The 14,694-nt window shown below is 61.4% G+C and carries 21 protein-coding genes; 3 read left to right on the forward strand and 18 right to left on the reverse strand.

Annotated elements, in window-relative coordinates; genetic code table 11:
• The first annotated feature begins 204 nt into the window (after positions 1 to 204).
• Positions 205 to 519 carry a DUF1883 domain-containing protein gene (locus GR138_RS13495; protein WP_160859754.1) on the forward strand — a complete coding sequence of 105 codons (315 nt, stop codon included), beginning with the start codon at positions 205 to 207 and terminating at the stop codon, positions 517 to 519.
• On the opposite strand, the gene GR138_RS13500 is transcribed toward GR138_RS13495, so the two are convergent.
• Complete coding sequence (locus GR138_RS13500) at positions 516 to 1,823, reverse strand: replication-associated recombination protein A (RefSeq protein ID WP_160859755.1); 1,308 nt, start codon at positions 1,821 to 1,823, stop codon at positions 516 to 518. The genes GR138_RS13495 and GR138_RS13500 overlap by 4 nt on opposite strands.
• Complete coding sequence (locus tag GR138_RS13505) at positions 1,820 to 3,223, reverse strand: DegQ family serine endoprotease (RefSeq protein ID WP_160859756.1); 1,404 nt, start codon at positions 3,221 to 3,223, stop codon at positions 1,820 to 1,822. The genes GR138_RS13500 and GR138_RS13505 overlap by 4 nt, the downstream gene beginning before the upstream one ends.
• Before the next feature lie 204 nt (positions 3,224 to 3,427).
• On the opposite strand from GR138_RS13505, the gene msrP reads away from it, so the two are divergent.
• Both msrP and msrQ read left to right on the forward strand, forming a co-directional pair.
• Positions 3,428 to 4,369, forward strand: a complete 942-nt coding sequence (gene msrP, locus GR138_RS13510; RefSeq protein WP_160859757.1) for a protein-methionine-sulfoxide reductase catalytic subunit MsrP — start codon at positions 3,428 to 3,430, stop codon at positions 4,367 to 4,369.
• Entirely contained in the window at positions 4,369 to 5,013 is a 645-nt protein-coding gene (gene msrQ, locus GR138_RS13515) for a protein-methionine-sulfoxide reductase heme-binding subunit MsrQ (RefSeq protein ID WP_160859758.1), read from the forward strand. The genes msrP and msrQ overlap by 1 nt, the downstream gene beginning before the upstream one ends.
• 70 nt (positions 5,014 to 5,083) lie before the next feature.
• Here the strand turns inward: msrQ and rplQ are convergent, their stop codons facing one another.
• The 16 genes from rplQ to rplN all read right to left on the reverse strand — a co-directional run bounded on the left by rplQ (position 5,084) and on the right by rplN (position 14,625).
• Complete coding sequence (gene rplQ / locus GR138_RS13520; protein WP_160859759.1) at positions 5,084 to 5,506, reverse strand: 50S ribosomal protein L17; 423 nt, start codon at positions 5,504 to 5,506, stop codon at positions 5,084 to 5,086.
• 136 nt (positions 5,507 to 5,642) lie between these two features.
• Entirely contained in the window at positions 5,643 to 6,653 is a 1,011-nt protein-coding gene (locus GR138_RS13525; RefSeq protein ID WP_160859760.1) for a DNA-directed RNA polymerase subunit alpha, read from the reverse strand.
• A 100-nt stretch (positions 6,654 to 6,753) separates the two neighbouring features.
• Positions 6,754 to 7,143 (reverse strand): 30S ribosomal protein S11, encoded by a 390-nt coding sequence (gene rpsK / locus GR138_RS13530; RefSeq protein ID WP_023513823.1) that lies wholly within the window; start codon positions 7,141 to 7,143, stop codon positions 6,754 to 6,756.
• A gap of 245 nt (positions 7,144 to 7,388) precedes the next feature.
• Positions 7,389 to 7,757 carry a 30S ribosomal protein S13 gene (rpsM, locus tag GR138_RS13535; RefSeq protein WP_160859761.1) on the reverse strand — a complete coding sequence of 123 codons (369 nt, stop codon included), beginning with the start codon at positions 7,755 to 7,757 and terminating at the stop codon, positions 7,389 to 7,391.
• Between the two features lie 285 nt (positions 7,758 to 8,042).
• The gene (locus tag GR138_RS13540; RefSeq protein WP_160859762.1) at positions 8,043 to 8,627 is read right to left on the reverse strand and encodes an adenylate kinase; all 585 of its coding nucleotides are present in this window, start codon (positions 8,625 to 8,627) and stop codon (positions 8,043 to 8,045) included.
• Positions 8,624 to 9,964, reverse strand: coding sequence for a preprotein translocase subunit SecY (gene secY / locus GR138_RS13545; RefSeq protein WP_160859763.1), 1,341 nt, complete (start codon positions 9,962 to 9,964; stop codon positions 8,624 to 8,626). The genes GR138_RS13540 and secY overlap by 4 nt, the downstream gene beginning before the upstream one ends.
• Before the next feature lie 317 nt (positions 9,965 to 10,281).
• A complete protein-coding gene (gene rplO, locus GR138_RS13550; RefSeq protein ID WP_160859764.1) occupies positions 10,282 to 10,761 on the reverse strand; it encodes a 50S ribosomal protein L15 in 480 nt (159 codons plus the stop codon).
• Positions 10,762 to 10,772: 11 nt separating this feature from the next.
• Positions 10,773 to 10,976, reverse strand: a complete 204-nt coding sequence (rpmD, locus tag GR138_RS13555) for a 50S ribosomal protein L30 (protein ID WP_160859765.1) — start codon at positions 10,974 to 10,976, stop codon at positions 10,773 to 10,775.
• 13 nt (positions 10,977 to 10,989) lie between these two features.
• Positions 10,990 to 11,556 carry a 30S ribosomal protein S5 gene (gene rpsE, locus GR138_RS13560; RefSeq protein ID WP_023515494.1) on the reverse strand — a complete coding sequence of 189 codons (567 nt, stop codon included), beginning with the start codon at positions 11,554 to 11,556 and terminating at the stop codon, positions 10,990 to 10,992.
• A gap of 124 nt (positions 11,557 to 11,680) precedes the next feature.
• Positions 11,681 to 12,043: a 50S ribosomal protein L18 gene (gene rplR, locus GR138_RS13565; protein WP_160859766.1), complete on the reverse strand. Its 363-nt coding sequence runs from the start codon at positions 12,041 to 12,043 to the stop codon at positions 11,681 to 11,683.
• Between the two features lie 12 nt (positions 12,044 to 12,055).
• A complete protein-coding gene (gene rplF, locus GR138_RS13570; protein ID WP_160859767.1) occupies positions 12,056 to 12,589 on the reverse strand; it encodes a 50S ribosomal protein L6 in 534 nt (177 codons plus the stop codon).
• A 42-nt stretch (positions 12,590 to 12,631) separates the two neighbouring features.
• Positions 12,632 to 13,030, reverse strand: a complete 399-nt coding sequence (rpsH, locus tag GR138_RS13575; protein WP_069059023.1) for a 30S ribosomal protein S8 — start codon at positions 13,028 to 13,030, stop codon at positions 12,632 to 12,634.
• 12 nt (positions 13,031 to 13,042) lie between these two features.
• Positions 13,043 to 13,348 carry a 30S ribosomal protein S14 gene (gene rpsN, locus GR138_RS13580; RefSeq protein ID WP_160859768.1) on the reverse strand — a complete coding sequence of 102 codons (306 nt, stop codon included), beginning with the start codon at positions 13,346 to 13,348 and terminating at the stop codon, positions 13,043 to 13,045.
• 34 nt (positions 13,349 to 13,382) lie between these two features.
• Positions 13,383 to 13,940: a 50S ribosomal protein L5 gene (gene rplE, locus GR138_RS13585; protein WP_160859769.1), complete on the reverse strand. Its 558-nt coding sequence runs from the start codon at positions 13,938 to 13,940 to the stop codon at positions 13,383 to 13,385.
• Positions 13,933 to 14,244 (reverse strand): 50S ribosomal protein L24, encoded by a 312-nt coding sequence (rplX, locus tag GR138_RS13590; RefSeq protein ID WP_069059026.1) that lies wholly within the window; start codon positions 14,242 to 14,244, stop codon positions 13,933 to 13,935. Before rplX ends, rplE begins: the two co-directional genes overlap by 8 nt.
• Positions 14,245 to 14,256: 12 nt before the next feature.
• A complete protein-coding gene (rplN, locus tag GR138_RS13595) occupies positions 14,257 to 14,625 on the reverse strand; it encodes a 50S ribosomal protein L14 (RefSeq protein ID WP_003495199.1) in 369 nt (122 codons plus the stop codon).
• Positions 14,626 to 14,694: the final 69 nt, after the last annotated feature.

Below are 14,694 nucleotides of genomic sequence, written 5' to 3' on the forward strand. Positions count from 1 at the left end.
TCGCCGACCCGACACTGCAACGCAAATTTTCCGCGAAGCGCTTACGGATTTGATTCAACCGGCTGCCGGATTGAATCCGAACTCTTCGGCAACGCACTGAAATCAATAGAAGATTCAAATCACAGCCGACCCACGCCATGGAAGAAAACATTAACCGGCGCATGGCAATATTAGCGCAAAATCAGATACATTTCCGGGCAGACCATGGCACACAGCTTTTCCTACACGCACTATGATCTCGACCTGCAGCGCGGCGGGGCGGTGATCGAGATCACGCTGTCGGCGATTGCCAATGTGCGCCTGATGAGCCATGCCAACTTCGACCTGTTCAAGAACGCCCGCCAGCACAAATTCCTCGGCGGCGTCGCCAAACAATCCCCCATCCGCCTGAAGATCCCGGAAAGCGGCCACTGGCACGTGGTGATCGATATGGAAGGACATCCCGGCAAGGCGGAGTCGTCGATCAAGATCGTGCCGCTTGCCCCGCAGAAACCGGCGCAGCGCTTTGGTGCTGCCTAACCCCGCTCCCGCCGCAGCTTCGCCCACCATTCGAGCCGCTTGCGCAGCTCCCGCTCGAAACCGCGTTCCGGCGGGTCGTAGAATTGGCGGCGGCCCATTTTTTCCGGAAAGTAGTCCTGGCCGGAAAAGGCGTCGGGCTCGTCGTGGTCGTAGCGGTATCCGTCGCCGTAGCCTTCGCCCTTCATCAGCTTGGTCGGCGCGTTGAGAATGTGCTTTGGCGGCAGCAGCGAGCCGTGTTCCTTGGCCGCGCGCATCGCCGATTTGTAGGCGGTGTAGACGGCGTTCGATTTCGGCGCGGTGGCAAGGTAGAGGCAGGCCTGCGCCAGCGCGAGGTCGCCTTCCGGCGAGCCGAGGAAGTCATAGGCGTCCTTCACGGCATTGCACACGACGAGCGCCTGCGGATCGGCAAGACCGATATCCTCCACCGCCATGCGCACCATGCGGCGGCACAGGAACAACGGATCCTCCCCGGCATCCAGCATGCGGGTAAGATAGTAGAGCGACGCATCGGGGTCGGATCCGCGCACGGCTTTGTGCAGAGCGGAGATGAGATTGTAGTGGCCGTCCTGAGACTTGTCATAGACCGGTGCGCGGCGCTGCACGATGCGGAAGAGATCGTCCTGCCCGAAGGTTTCACCCGCACGGGCCGCGCGCCACACCTCCTCTGCCAGCGTCAGCACCGCCCTGCCGTCGCCGTCGGCCATACGCAGCAGCGATGCCCGCGCCTCCGCGTCGAGCGGCAGGGGTTTTTCCTGGACCGCCTCGGCGCGCTGCAACAGCTCCTCGAGGCTCGCCTCGTCATGCGGCTTGAAGGTGAGCACGCGGGCGCGGGACAAAAGAGCGGCGTTGAGCTCGAAGGACGGGTTTTCCGTCGTCGCGCCGACAAGCACGATGGTGCCATCCTCCATGACCGGCAGGAAACTGTCCTGCTGGGCTCGGTTGAAGCGGTGGATCTCGTCGACGAAGAGCAGCGTCTGACGTCCGCCCATGCGGCGCTGGCGGGCTGCGTCGAACATCTTCTTGAGATCGGCGACACCGGAAAAGATCGCCGAAATCTGCTCGAAGGCAAGACCGGTCTCGCCGGACAGCAGGCGCGCCACCGTCGTTTTGCCGGTGCCGGGCGGCCCCCAGAAGATCATCGAGCCGAGCGAGCCGGCCTCGATCATGCGCGACAGCACCCCGTCCGGCCCGGTCAAGTGTTCCTGGCCGGACACTTCGCCCAGCGTGCGGGGGCGCAGGCGATCGGCAAGCGGGCGCTTGGCGGCCATGTCCTCCGGTTCACGCGGGGCGAAGAGGTCGCTCATCGGAAGAACTGGCGGATGCGCTGGCCGTCACGTTCGATCTCGACGCGCCAGATGGATGGGTCCTCGTTGACGAGCTTGGCGAGGATTTCGCTCGACGTCACCTCGGTCCCGTTAAGCTCGATGATGATGTCGCGCGGCTGCAGGCCGATGCGGGCGGCCGGCGAACCACGGTTGATCTCGGTGATGACGACGCCGGTCGCCGTCCGGTTCATCGGCATGCGCAGCTCTTCGGCAATGCGCGGCGACAGGTTGGCGACGACCGCACCGGAGAAGGGATTGCGGCCATCGATCAGCCGCTCATCCCGCGGCGTCGTCTCGGGCGCACGGTCAAGCGACAGCGTCAGATCCTCTTCCTTGCCGTTGTTGACGACGGTGATGCGCGCTGTTCCACCGATGCCGACCGTGGTCAGGCGGTAACCGAGGGCGTCGGGATGTTCGACGGCAATACCGTTCACCGCCGTGATGACCTGTCCCGGCTTCATGCCGGCCTTTTCCGCCGGACTGCCGGCCTGTACCTGCGAAATCAGCGCGCCGCGCGCCCTTTGCAGGCCGAGCGCTTCGGCCACTTCCGAGGTAACCGCCTCGAAGGTAGCGCCGACGAAGGGGCGGTCGAAGCTGGCGCTGCCGTTCTCCGCACTGGCGATGAATGTTTTCACGAGGTTTGCCGGAATGGCGAAGCCGACGCCGTTCGAGCCGCCGCCGCGCGAAAAGATCGCGGTGTTGATGCCGATCAGCTCGCCATTCATGTTGATCAGGCCGCCGCCGGAATTGCCGGGATTGATCGAGGCATCCGTCTGGATGAAGAAGCCGAAATCGCCCGAACGCACCTGGTTGCGCGCCAGCGCAGACACGATACCGCTGGTCACCGTCTGGCCGACGCCGAAGGGGTTGCCGATCGCGAGAACCAGATCGCCGACCGCGACCGCGTCGCTATCGCCCAGCGGCAGTGCCGTGAATTCGAAGTCCCCTTTGACCTTCAGCACAGCGAGGTCGACACGCTCGTCCTTCAGAACGACGGTGCTTTCATATTCGCGACCATCGGCCAGCGCGATCTTGATGTCGCTGGCACCCTCGATCACATGGTTGTTGGTGACGACAATGCCCTTCGTGCCGACGATGACGCCGGAGCCGAGCGACGACTGCTTCTCGCTGCGGTTCGGCATGCGCTGGCCGAAAAACTCCTCGAAGAAGGGATCGCCTTCGAAGATCGAGCGGCGTTCGACGACGCGCTCGGCATAGACGTTCACGACGGCATTCTCGACCTGCTTGACGAGCGGCGCGAAGGACAGCTGCATTTCCATGCGCGACTGCGGCACGGTGCGCTCCTGGGCCATGGCGGGCGACACAAGCGCCAGCGCAAGAACCACCGGAGCGGCAAACAGGGTGCGGACATTCAGCATGGACGAGTCTCCTTCGTTTCTGCGCTACGATCAGATAGGATTTCGCGAGAAAAAAGGCAAACTGCGCCGGCACGTCCAATCGCGACGAAGTCACGCGCAAAGCACGAAAAAGTGGTCGCGGTAAATCTTTTGCTGCCGTTGAAACAACACGACCGCCATTTACGTAGGTACCAGGGAAAGCAACCGAACAGATCGAGCCTCACCATGCCTCTCTACCGCCCGCCCCGCATCGCCGCTTCGGATATCACGCCAGAACACTGTTTCCTCAATCGCCGCACCTTTCTGGCCGCTGCGGCGGGCGGTGCCCTGGCCGCAGCCGGAACCCCGGCTTTCGCGGAAGCGCTGAAGGCGTCGCCGAGCCAGTACAAGGTGGACGAGAAACTGACGCCGGAGAAAGACGTCACGACCTACAACAATTTCTATGAGTTCGGCCTGGGCAAGGGCGATCCGGCGGCGAATTCGGAAAAATTCAAGCCGACGCCGTGGACCATCAAGGTCGATGGCCTCGTCGGCAAGCCGAAGGAGTTCGGATTGGAAGAGCTGCTGGCCATGCCGCTCGAGGACCGGGTCTATCGCATGCGTTGCGTGGAGGCCTGGTCCATGGTCATTCCGTGGGTCGGCTTTCCGCTTGCCGCCCTGCTCGACCAGGTCGAGCCGCTCGGCGACGCGAAATACGTCGCCTTCGAAACTATCGTCCGGCCGGAGGAGATGCCGGGGCAAGGCGGCTATTTCCAGTCGCTGCCCTGGCCCTATGTCGAGGGCCTGCGGCTCGACGAAGCGCGCCACCCGCTGACGATCCTCTCCGTCGGCGTCTACGGCAAGACGCTGCCGAACCAGAACGGCGCGCCGATCCGACTGGTGGTGCCGTGGAAGTACGGCTTCAAGGGCATCAAGTCGATCGTCAAGATCACGCTCACCGACAAGCAGCCGCCTTCCACCTGGAACCTTGCCGCTGCAAACGAGTACGGCTTCTACGCCAACGTCAATCCGGAGGTCGATCACCCGCGTTGGAGCCAGGCGAGCGAGAACCGCATCGGCGAAGGCGGCTTCTTCGGCGCCAACCGCCGGCCGACCTTGCCGTTCAACGGCTATGCCGAGGAGGTCGCGAGCCTTTATGCCGGCATGGATCTGAGGGCGAATTTCTGATGGCCAGCCTGCCCGCCCTGCCCCGCAAGTACCACGCGGCATCGATCTGGCTGCTCTATGCCGTCGGGTTGGTGCCGGCCGCCTATGGTTTCTATCTCGGCGCAACCGGAATGCTGCCCGGCAATCCGGTCAAGGAGTTCGAGCACCTGCTCGGCCTCTGGGCGCTGCGCTTCCTCGTGGCGACGCTCGCCATCACGCCGCTGCGGGATCTCTTCGGCATCAACTGGATCCGCTACCGGCGCGCGCTCGGGCTGCTGGCGTTCTGGTATGTGCTGATGCACTTCCTGACCTATATGGTGCTCGACCAGTATCTCAACTTCGCCGCCATCCTCACCGATATCGCCAAGCGTCCCTTCATCACCATCGGCATGGCCGCCTTCGTGATGCTCATTCCGCTGGCGCTGACATCGAACAACTGGTCGATCCGCCGGCTCGGCCCGGGCTGGGTGAAACTGCACCGGCTCGTTTATGTGATTGCGGCGGCCGGCGCGTTGCACTTCGCCATGGCGGTGAAAGTGGTCGCGCTGGAACAGATGATCTATCTGGCGCTGGTGGCCCTGCTCATCGCCTGGCGCCCCATACGGCCGCGCTTCAACCGCTGGAAACGCGGGAACAACGGCCGGCCCCAATTCAACAGGGCATAAAGTTCAACACGTCATAGAAAAGGCCGGGAGATCGCTCTCCCGGCCTTTTTCAATTCCGTATCCCGAAGGATCAGGCTGCTTCAGCTTCGGCTTCAGCAGCAACACGTGCCTTGTCGGCCGCGCCCTTGGCATCGACGTCGCGTTCGACGAACTCGATGACGGCGAGCGGGGCGTTGTCGCCGTGACGGTAGCCGGCCTTCATGATGCGAAGGTAGCCGCCGTTGCGGGTGGCGTAACGGGTTGCGATGGCGTCGAACAGCTTGGCGACGACGGTGACGTCACGGATCTGCGAGATCGCCTGACGACGAGCGTGCAGGTCGCCGCGCTTGCCGAGGGTGACGAGCTTCTCGACGATCGGACGAATTTCCTTCGCCTTCGGCAGCGTCGTGACGATCTGCTCATGCAGGATGAGCGAAGCAGCCATGTTGGCGAACATCGCCTTGCGGTGGCTGGCGGTACGGTTGAGTTTGCGACCCGAATTCTGGTGGCGCATCTCTATTCTCCTTCACATGCAGGCAGTTGCCTGCCGTTTGATGGTTCCGCATGTCCGTCCCGCTCCGCGGAACAAGGTCATGCGCGTTTGTACATGCTAAGGCCAGCGTGACGCGCCCCGAAGGGCGCGCGCGGCCTTAGTACTGGTCTTCGTAGCGCTTGGCGAGATCTTCGATGTTCTCGGGCGGCCATGCGGGCACTTCCATGCCGAGGTGCAGGCCCATGGAAGCGAGAACTTCCTTGATTTCGTTCAGCGACTTGCGACCAAAATTCGGAGTGCGAAGCATTTCGGCTTCGGTCTTCTGAATGAGATCGCCGATGTAGACGATGTTGTCGTTCTTCAGGCAGTTCGCCGAACGGACCGAAAGTTCCAGTTCGTCGACCTTCTTGAGGAGCGCCGGGTTGAAGGCGAGCTCGGTGACCGACTCTTCTTCGGCTTCCTTCTGCGGTTCGTCGAAGTTGACGAAGACCGAGAGCTGGTCCTGAAGAATGCGGGCCGCGAACGCGATCGCATCTTCGCCGGTGACGGAGCCGTCAGTCTCGATCGACATGGTCAGCTTGTCGTAGTCGAGAACCTGGCCTTCGCGGGTGTTTTCCACCTTGTAGGACACTTTCTTGACCGGCGAGTAGAGGCTGTCGATCGGGATGAGGCCGATCGGAGCGTCTTCAGAGCGGTTGCGGTCAGCCGGGACGTAACCCTTGCCGTTGTTGACCGTGAACTCCATGCGGATCTCCGCGCCCTCGTCGAGGGTGCAGATGACATGGTTGGGGTTCAGGATCTCGATGTCGCCGACCGTCTGGATATCACCAGCCGTCACAACGCCCGGACCCTGCTTGCGCACGACCATACGCTTGGAATCGTCGCCATCCATCTTGATGGCGATTTCCTTGATGTTGAGCACGATGTCGGTCACGTCTTCGCGGACACCCGGGATCGACGAGAATTCGTGCAGGACGCCGTCGATCTGCACGGCGGTAACAGCCGCGCCACGCAGCGACGACAGGAGAACGCGACGCAGCGCGTTGCCGAGCGTCAGGCCGAAGCCACGTTCCAGCGGCTCGGCAACAAGGCTTGCCTTGGTGCGGCCGGAGGAGGTGAACTCCACCTTGTTCGGCTTGATCAGTTCCTGCCAGTTTTTCTGGATCATATGTTTTGCCTTCCGTTCGCCGCCACCATTCAATCGTGACGGCCGAGCCCTGAAGATCCATGGAAGCCGACCGGCTCCCATGGTTGTTCGAATGCGATGATCAGACGCGGCGCTTCTTGCGCGGACGGCAACCGTTGTGCGGGATCGGGGTCACGTCGCGGATCGACGTGATCATGAAGCCGGCAGCCTGGAGGGCGCGCAGAGCCGATTCACGGCCCGAACCCGGACCGCAGACTTCGACTTCCAGCGACTTCATGCCGTGTTCCTGAGCCTTCTTGGCGCAGTCTTCAGCAGCGATCTGAGCGGCGAACGGGGTCGACTTACGCGAACCCTTGAAGCCCTTGGCACCGGCCGACGACCAGGCAATGGCGTTGCCCTGTGCATCGGTGATGGTGATCATCGTGTTGTTGAACGAAGAATTGACGTGAGCAACACCCGAGGTGATGTTCTTGCGTTCGCGACGGCGGACGCGTGCGGCTTCCTTGGCCATGGGTAGTCCTTTCGTTGATCTCGACACCGCCGTAGTACCAGCGGCTCCACCGGGAAGGGACTGAAGTCCCTGCCCTGAACAATAAATGCACGCGGGGCCCGGAGGGCGATGCGTGCGGCGATATCGTCACTGCCGTAATGCCAGCAGCTCCACCGACCGGGACCAACGCATGATGCAAGGCCCCGCTCGAAACTCAAAAGAGGCCGGCGCGAAGCGCCAGCCTCTCATTCCCCGTTTCCGGGAAATTACTTCTTCTTGCCTGCGATGGCCTTTGCCGGGCCCTTGCGGGTGCGGGCATTGGTGTGCGTGCGCTGACCGCGGACCGGAAGGCCACGACGGTGACGCAGACCACGGTAGCAACCGAGGTCCATGAGGCGCTTGATGTTCATCGAGGTTTCGCGACGCAGGTCACCTTCGACCTGGTAGTCGCGGTCAATGGCTTCGCGGATCTGCAGGATTTCTGCGTCCGTGAGCTGGTGCACGCGACGATCAGCCGGGATACCGACCTTCTCGATGAGTTCCTGTGCGAATTTCGGGCCGATCCCGTGGATATAGGTCAGCGCGATGACTACGCGCTTCGCGGTCGGGATGTTGACGCCAGCGATACGTGCCACGCCTGTTCTCCTTGCTTCCAGTTGCCATCCGGCAAGTGGTTTTCTTCATATGAAACGGCCCAGAAGCCGTGTCGCTCAATTGAGGTTCGGGACATGTCGAAAACGACCGAACCCGGACTTCGTTTTTGGAAATCCGCGCCGATCGCAATGGTATGTCGCGAGTTGGCGCTGTCTTAAGGGGGAATCGGCCAAAAAGTCAACTCCCCGGCCGGCCCTTTTTAGGCTTTGAGCCGCGAAAGCGGTCCCTGACGGATAACCGCTTCACACTTTTCCTGGAATTGCTTCTCAGGCCTTCTCCAGAATCCCGTCGATTTCGGCGGTCACGACATCGACATTGGCCATGCCGTCGACCGTCTGGAGCTTACCGGTCGAAGCGTAGTAGCTCGACAGCGGCGCAGTCTTTTCGCGGTATTCCGTCAAGCGGCGCTTGAAGGCTTCCGGATTGTCGTCGGAGCGAACCGTACCGCCGGCGGCGATGGTTTCCGCCACGCGATTCTCCATGCGCTTGACCAGCGCATCCTCGTCGACCTTCAGTTCGATGACGGCATCAAGGGCGATGCCCTTGCCGGCGAGAATCTTGTCGAGGGCCTCGGCCTGCGGAACCGTGCGCGGGTAACCATCGAGGATGAAGCCCTTCGCGCAGTCGGCCGAATCAACACGATCGGACACGATCTCGTTGACAATCGCATCGGAAACGAGCTGGCCGGCATCCATGACAGCCTTCGCGCGCTTGCCGACATCCGTGCCGGCGGCTACAGCCGCCCGCAGCATGTCGCCCGTGGAAAGCTGCGGAATACCGTGCTTTTCCGTCAGGAGCTTGGCTTGTGTACCCTTGCCAGCCCCCGGCGGCCCCAGAAAAATCAGTCTCATCGTCCCCTCTTTCCTCCACGCAGCTTCGACTTCTTGATCAGCCCTTCATACTGCTGAGCGATCAGGTGACCCTGTATCTGTGCTACAGTATCCAGGGTCACGCTGACAACAATCAAAAGCGACGTACCACCAAGGTAGAACGGCACGCCGGTCTGCGCGATAAGGATTTCAGGAAGGATACAGACGAACATCAGGTAAGCCGCGCCGATGACCGTGATGCGGGTCAGCACGTAGTCGATATATTCGGCGGTGCGCTCGCCCGGACGAATGCCCGGAATGAAGCCGCCGTGCTTCTTCAGATTGTCGGCCGTGTCCTTCGGGTTGAAGACGATGGCCGTATAGAAGAAGGCGAAGAAGGCGATCATGGCAGCGTAGAGCGCCATGTAGAGCGGCTGACCATGGCCGAGGGCGGCGATGATCGTGGTCGCCCAGGACGGCAGCTCGGAGGTGTTTGAGAAGCCGGCCAGCGTTGCCGGCAGCAGGAGCAGCGACGACGCGAAGATGGCCGGGATGACGCCCGCAGTGTTGAGCTTCAACGGCAGGTGCGACGTGTCGCCCTGGAACATGCGATTGCCCACTTGTCGCTTCGGATACTGGATCAGAAGCCGGCGCTGGGCGCGTTCGACGAAGACGATCAGCGCGATAACGCCGACAGCCATGACCACGACGGCAATGACAACACCGATCGACAGGGCGCCCGTGCGGCTGAGTTCGAGTGTACCGGCGAGCGCGCCCGGCAGGGCGGCGACGATGCCGGCGAAGATGATCAGCGAAATGCCGTTGCCGATGCCGCGCGAGGTGATCTGCTCACCCAGCCACATCAGGAACATGGTGCCGCCCAGCAGCGAAATGACGGTGGAGATACGGAAGAACCAGCCCGGATCGTTGACCAGCCCTGCCCCGCTCTCAAGGCCGACCGCGATGCCATAGGCCTGCAGCGTGCCGAGCAGCACCGTGCCGTAGCGGGTGTACTGGTTGATGATCTTGCGGCCCTGCTCGCCTTCCTTCTTCAGCTGTTCCAGCGAAGGAACGACCGAGGTCATCAGCTGCACGATGATCGACGCGGAAATGTACGGCATGATGCCGAGCGCGAAGATCGCCATGCGCTCGACGGCGCCGCCGGAGAACATGTTGAAAAGGCCGAGGATACCGCTCGACTGGCCACGGAAGGCCTGCGCGAAGGCTTCGGGGTTGAGGCCCGGCAACGGGATATAGGTGCCGAGACGATAGACGAGCAGCGCGCCCAGCGTGAACCAGAGACGCTTCTTCAGATCTTCCGCCTTGGCGAAAGTCGAGAAGTTGAGATTAGAGGCAAGTTGTTCCGCTGCCGAAGCCATGCATTTCTCCGCGTAGCCGATCCGGCGGCGGTGAAGCCCGGCCAGGTCCGGAATGGCTGATCCTTTTTGGCACCTGCGACCGACCCTCCCCGGATCGATGACGCCGATGCTGAAATTCGTCGTGCCCCCTGCCGTTGCGGCAAATCGGGCGGATGGAGCCTAAACCGGTTGAAACGCGGATTGTCAAGCAATCCCGGCCTCACTCTGGTTTTTCTTCCGGATAACAGCGGGACAAGAATCCCGACCGTCGTTGTGAGGCTCACATATGGTAGCAAAATCGCCCGGTGTGAAGCACACCGGGCGAAGTTTTCGTCGAATTATTCGGCTGCTTCTGCGGCTGCCGAGAGAAGCTTGATCGAGCCACCGGCCTTTTCGATCTTCTCGATGGCCGACTTGGAGGCGCCAGCGACTTCGAAGGTCACCTTGGCCGTCAGCTCACCGTCGCCGAGGACGCGAACGCCATCCTTTTCGCGACGGATCACGCCAGCTGCCTTGAGAGCAGCGGCATCAACCGTTGCCTTGCCGTCGAGCTTGCCGGCATCGAGTGCCTTCTGGATACGCTCCAGCGACACGATGGCGAAGTCAGAGGCGAAGATGTTGTTGAAGCCGCGCTTCGGCAGGCGACGGTAGATGGGCATCTGACCGCCTTCGAAGCCGTTGATGGCTACACCCGAACGTGCCTTCTGACCCTTCACACCGCGACCACCGGTCTTGCCGGAGCCCGAACCGATACCGCGACCAACGCGCTTACGGTTCTTCGAGGAGCCCTCGTTGTCCTTGATTTCATTGAGTTTCATGATCTATCCCCTCACTTCTCTTCGACGACGCGAACGAGGTGCTGGACGGCACGGATCATGCCGCGGACAGACGGAGTGTCTTCCAGCGTGCGAACCCGATGCATCTTGTTGAGGCCCAGGCCGACCAGCGTTGCGCGCTGAACGGCCGGACGGCGGATGGGGCTGCCGATCTGCTCGACAGTCACCGTCTTCGTAGCGGTTTCTTTCTTAGCCATGGATCAAACTCCCTTATTCTTCGGAAGCGACGCCGGCGGACGCACGACGAGCCTGCAGCGTGGCATACTTCATGCCGCGCTGAGCCGCGATGTCCTTCGGGTGCATCTGGCTCTTGAGAGCGTCGAACGTCGCACGGATCATGTTGTACGGATTCGAGGAGCCGGTCGACTTGGCGACGACGTCATGAACGCCGAGCGTTTCGAAGACGGCGCGCATCGGACCACCAGCGATGATACCGGTACCGGCCTTGGCCGAACGCAGCAGAACCTTGCCGGCGCCGTGGCGGCCGTGCACGTCGTGGTGCAGCGTGCGGCCCGAGCGCAGCGGTACGAAAATGAGGTCGCGCTTGGCGGCTTCGGTGGCCTTCCGGATCGCTTCCGGAACTTCACGAGCCTTGCCGTGGCCGAAGCCGACGCGGCCCTTCTGGTCGCCGACGACGACGAGAGCTGCAAAGCCGAAACGACGGCCGCCCTTAACGACCTTCGCGACGCGGTTGATCGCGACGAGCTTGTCGACAAACTCGCTGTCGCGCTCTTCGCGGTTCTGGCGGTCATCGCGACCGCGCTTTTCCTGTGCCATTGTCCTTTTCCTTTTTCTTTTCCGGGTGCAATCGGCAGATTGACGAAAGTCGCCTCCATTCAGGAATGGAAGCGACCAATACCCAACTGAAGTCGGCGGGCGCTCTGGGCGCCCGACCGGATGATCAGAAGGTCAGACCACCTTCACGCGCAGCTTCGGCAAGAGCCTTGATGCGGCCGTGATAGATGAAGGCGCCACGGTCGAAAACGACCTCGTTGACGCCGGCCTTGACAGCACGCTCTGCAATGAGCTTGCCGACGGCAGCAGCTGCTGCCGTGTCGGCGCCCGTCTTCAGCGACGAGCGCAGATCGGTGTCGAGCGTGGAGGCGGACGCAAGCGTCTTGCCGGCCACGTCGTCGATAACCTGTACGTAGATGTTCTTCGACGAGCGATGAACCGACAGGCGCGGACGGCCATTGGCGACCGCCTTGATGGAACGGCGCACGCGGTTGGCGCGGCGCTGGAGAGCTTCTTTCCTGCTAGCCATTTCGCGTGATCCTTACTTCTTCTTGCCTTCTTTGCGGACAATCCGCTCTTCGGCATACTTGACGCCCTTGCCCTTGTAGGGCTCGGGGCCACGGTATTCGCGGATTTCCGCGGCGACCTGGCCGACCTTCTGCTTGTCGATGCCGGAGATGACGATTTCCGTCGGCTTCGGAACAACGATCGAGATGCCTTCCGGCGTCTGGTAGACCACGTCGTGGCTGAAGCCGAGTGCCAGCTGCAGGTTCTTGCCCTGCAGCGACGCGCGGTAGCCGACGCCGTTGATTTCGAGCTTGCGCTCGTAGCCGTCCTTCACACCCTTGAAGATGTTCTCGACCATCGTGCGGGACATGCCCCACTTGGAACGAGCATCCTTGGACGTGTTGACCGGCTGCACGACAACAGCGTTGTCTTCGAGCTTGACCGAAACTTCGTCGTTCGCGACGAAGAACAGTTCGCCCTTCGGGCCCTTTGCGGTGACCTTCTGACCGTCAACGGTCGCGGTGACACCAGCGGGAACCTGAACGGGCTTCTTACCGATACGAGACATTTTTATATCCTGTCTGTTCGTTATGGAGATCCTTGCCCAGTCTTAGAAGACCGAGCAAAGAATCTCGCCACCAACGTTCTGTTCGCGTGCCTGGTGATCGGCCATCACGCCCTTCGGGGTCGAAAGGATGGTGATGCCGAGGCCGTTCGCGACCTGCGGAATGGACTTGACCGAGACATAGACCCGGCGGCCCGGCTTGGAGACGCGGGCGATCTTGCGGATCACGGACGCGCCTTCGTAGTACTTGAGCTCGATGTTCAGCTCGGCCTTGCCGTTGCCGAATTCGACTTCCGAATATCCGCGGATGTAGCCTTCGGACTGAAGAACGTCCAGAACGCGGGCGCGCAGCTTGGAAGCCGGCGTGGAAACGCTCGACTTGCGGCGTGCGGCGCCGTTGCGGATGCGGGTGAGCATATCGCCCAGAGGATCAGTCATTGACATGTGCCCGTCTCCTTACCAGCTCGACTTGACAATGCCCGGCACCTTGCCGGAATTGCCCAGTTCACGAAGCGCAATACGCGACATCTTGAGTTTGCGATAAAAGGCGCGCGGACGGCCCGTTACTTCGCAGCGGTTGCGGATGCGGGTCTTCGAACCATTGCGCGGCATCGCAGCGAGCTTCAAGGTCGCCTTGAAGCGCTCTTCGATCGGAAGAGCCTGGTTCTGGGTGATCGCCTTCAGGGCCGCACGCTTTGCGGCATGATTGGCAACCAGTTTGCGGCGGCGCTTGTTCTTTTCAACTGCGCTCGTTTTCGCCATAACAGTTATCCTTCTTTACGCTTGTCGTTACGGATCAGGCGCGGAACGGGAAGTTGAACTCTTTCAGAAGAGCCCGCGCTTCGTCGTCCGTCGTTGCCGTCGTGCAAACGATGATGTCCATGCCCCACATCTGATCAACCTTGTCGTAGTTGATCTCAGGGAACACAATGTGCTCCTTGATACCCATGGCGAAGTTGCCACGGCCATCGAAGGACTTCGGGTTCAGACCACGAAAGTCGCGTACACGGGGCAGCGCGATGTAAACGAGGCGATCCAGAAATTCGAACATGCGGGCGCCGCGAAGGGTAACCTTTGCGCCGATCGGCATGCCTTCGCGCAGCTTGAAGCCGGCGATGGAGTTACGAGCGCGCGTGATGACCGGCTTCTGGCCGGCGATCGCTGCGAGGTCGGCAGCCGCTACGGACGGCTTCTTCGAGTCGCCCGTCGATTCGCCAACACCCATGTTGATGACGATCTTCTCGAGGCGCGGGATCTGCATCTCGTTGGCGTAGGAGAACTGCTCCCGCAGTGCCGGGCGGATGCGCTCGACATAGTCCTTCTTGAGCCGGGGCTCATACTTGGTGTCAGCCATCGATCGACACTCCCGAACGCTTTGCAACACGAACCTTCTTGTCACCCTCGACCTTGAAACCGACGCGGGTCGGCTTGCCGTCCTTGGGGTCGGCGATCGCGATGTTCGACAGATGGATCGAAGCTTCCTTGGTGATGATGCCGGCTTCCTGGGTCTGGGACTGACGCTGGTGACGCTTCACCAGGTTGATACCCTTGACGACCGCACGGTCTTCCTTCGGCATGACCTGAACAACTTCACCGGTACGGCCCTTGTCCTTGCCGGTGAGTACGACGACCTTGTCGCCCTTACGAATCTTTTGCATAGCCATCGCTCCTTAGAGTACTTCCGGAGCCAGCGAGATGATCTTCATGTGGTTCTTTGCGCGGAGTTCGCGCGGAACCGGTCCGAAGATACGGGTGCCGATGGGCTCTTTCTTGTTGTCGATCAGGACGGCTGCGTTGTTGTCGAAACGGATCACGCTGCCGTCGGCGCGACGGATGTCCTTGGCGGTGCGAACAACAACCGCCTTCATCACGTCACCCTTCTTCACGCGGCCGCGCGGGATGGCTTCCTTGATCGAGACGACAATAATGTCGCCGACCGAAGCGTACTTACGCTTGGAGCCGCCCAGCACCTTGATGCACATGACACGACGTGCGCCGGAATTATCCGCGACGTCGAGGTTAGTCTGCATCTGAATCATGTCAGGTCGCCTTCTTGTTTTACCGGACCGGTTGGGTGTTAGCCCCCTGTTCCAGCTTATGGAAATTCA

The organism is Shinella kummerowiae, from assembly GCF_009827055.1.
In the GTDB taxonomy this organism is placed as follows: domain Bacteria; phylum Pseudomonadota; class Alphaproteobacteria; order Rhizobiales; family Rhizobiaceae; genus Shinella; species Shinella kummerowiae.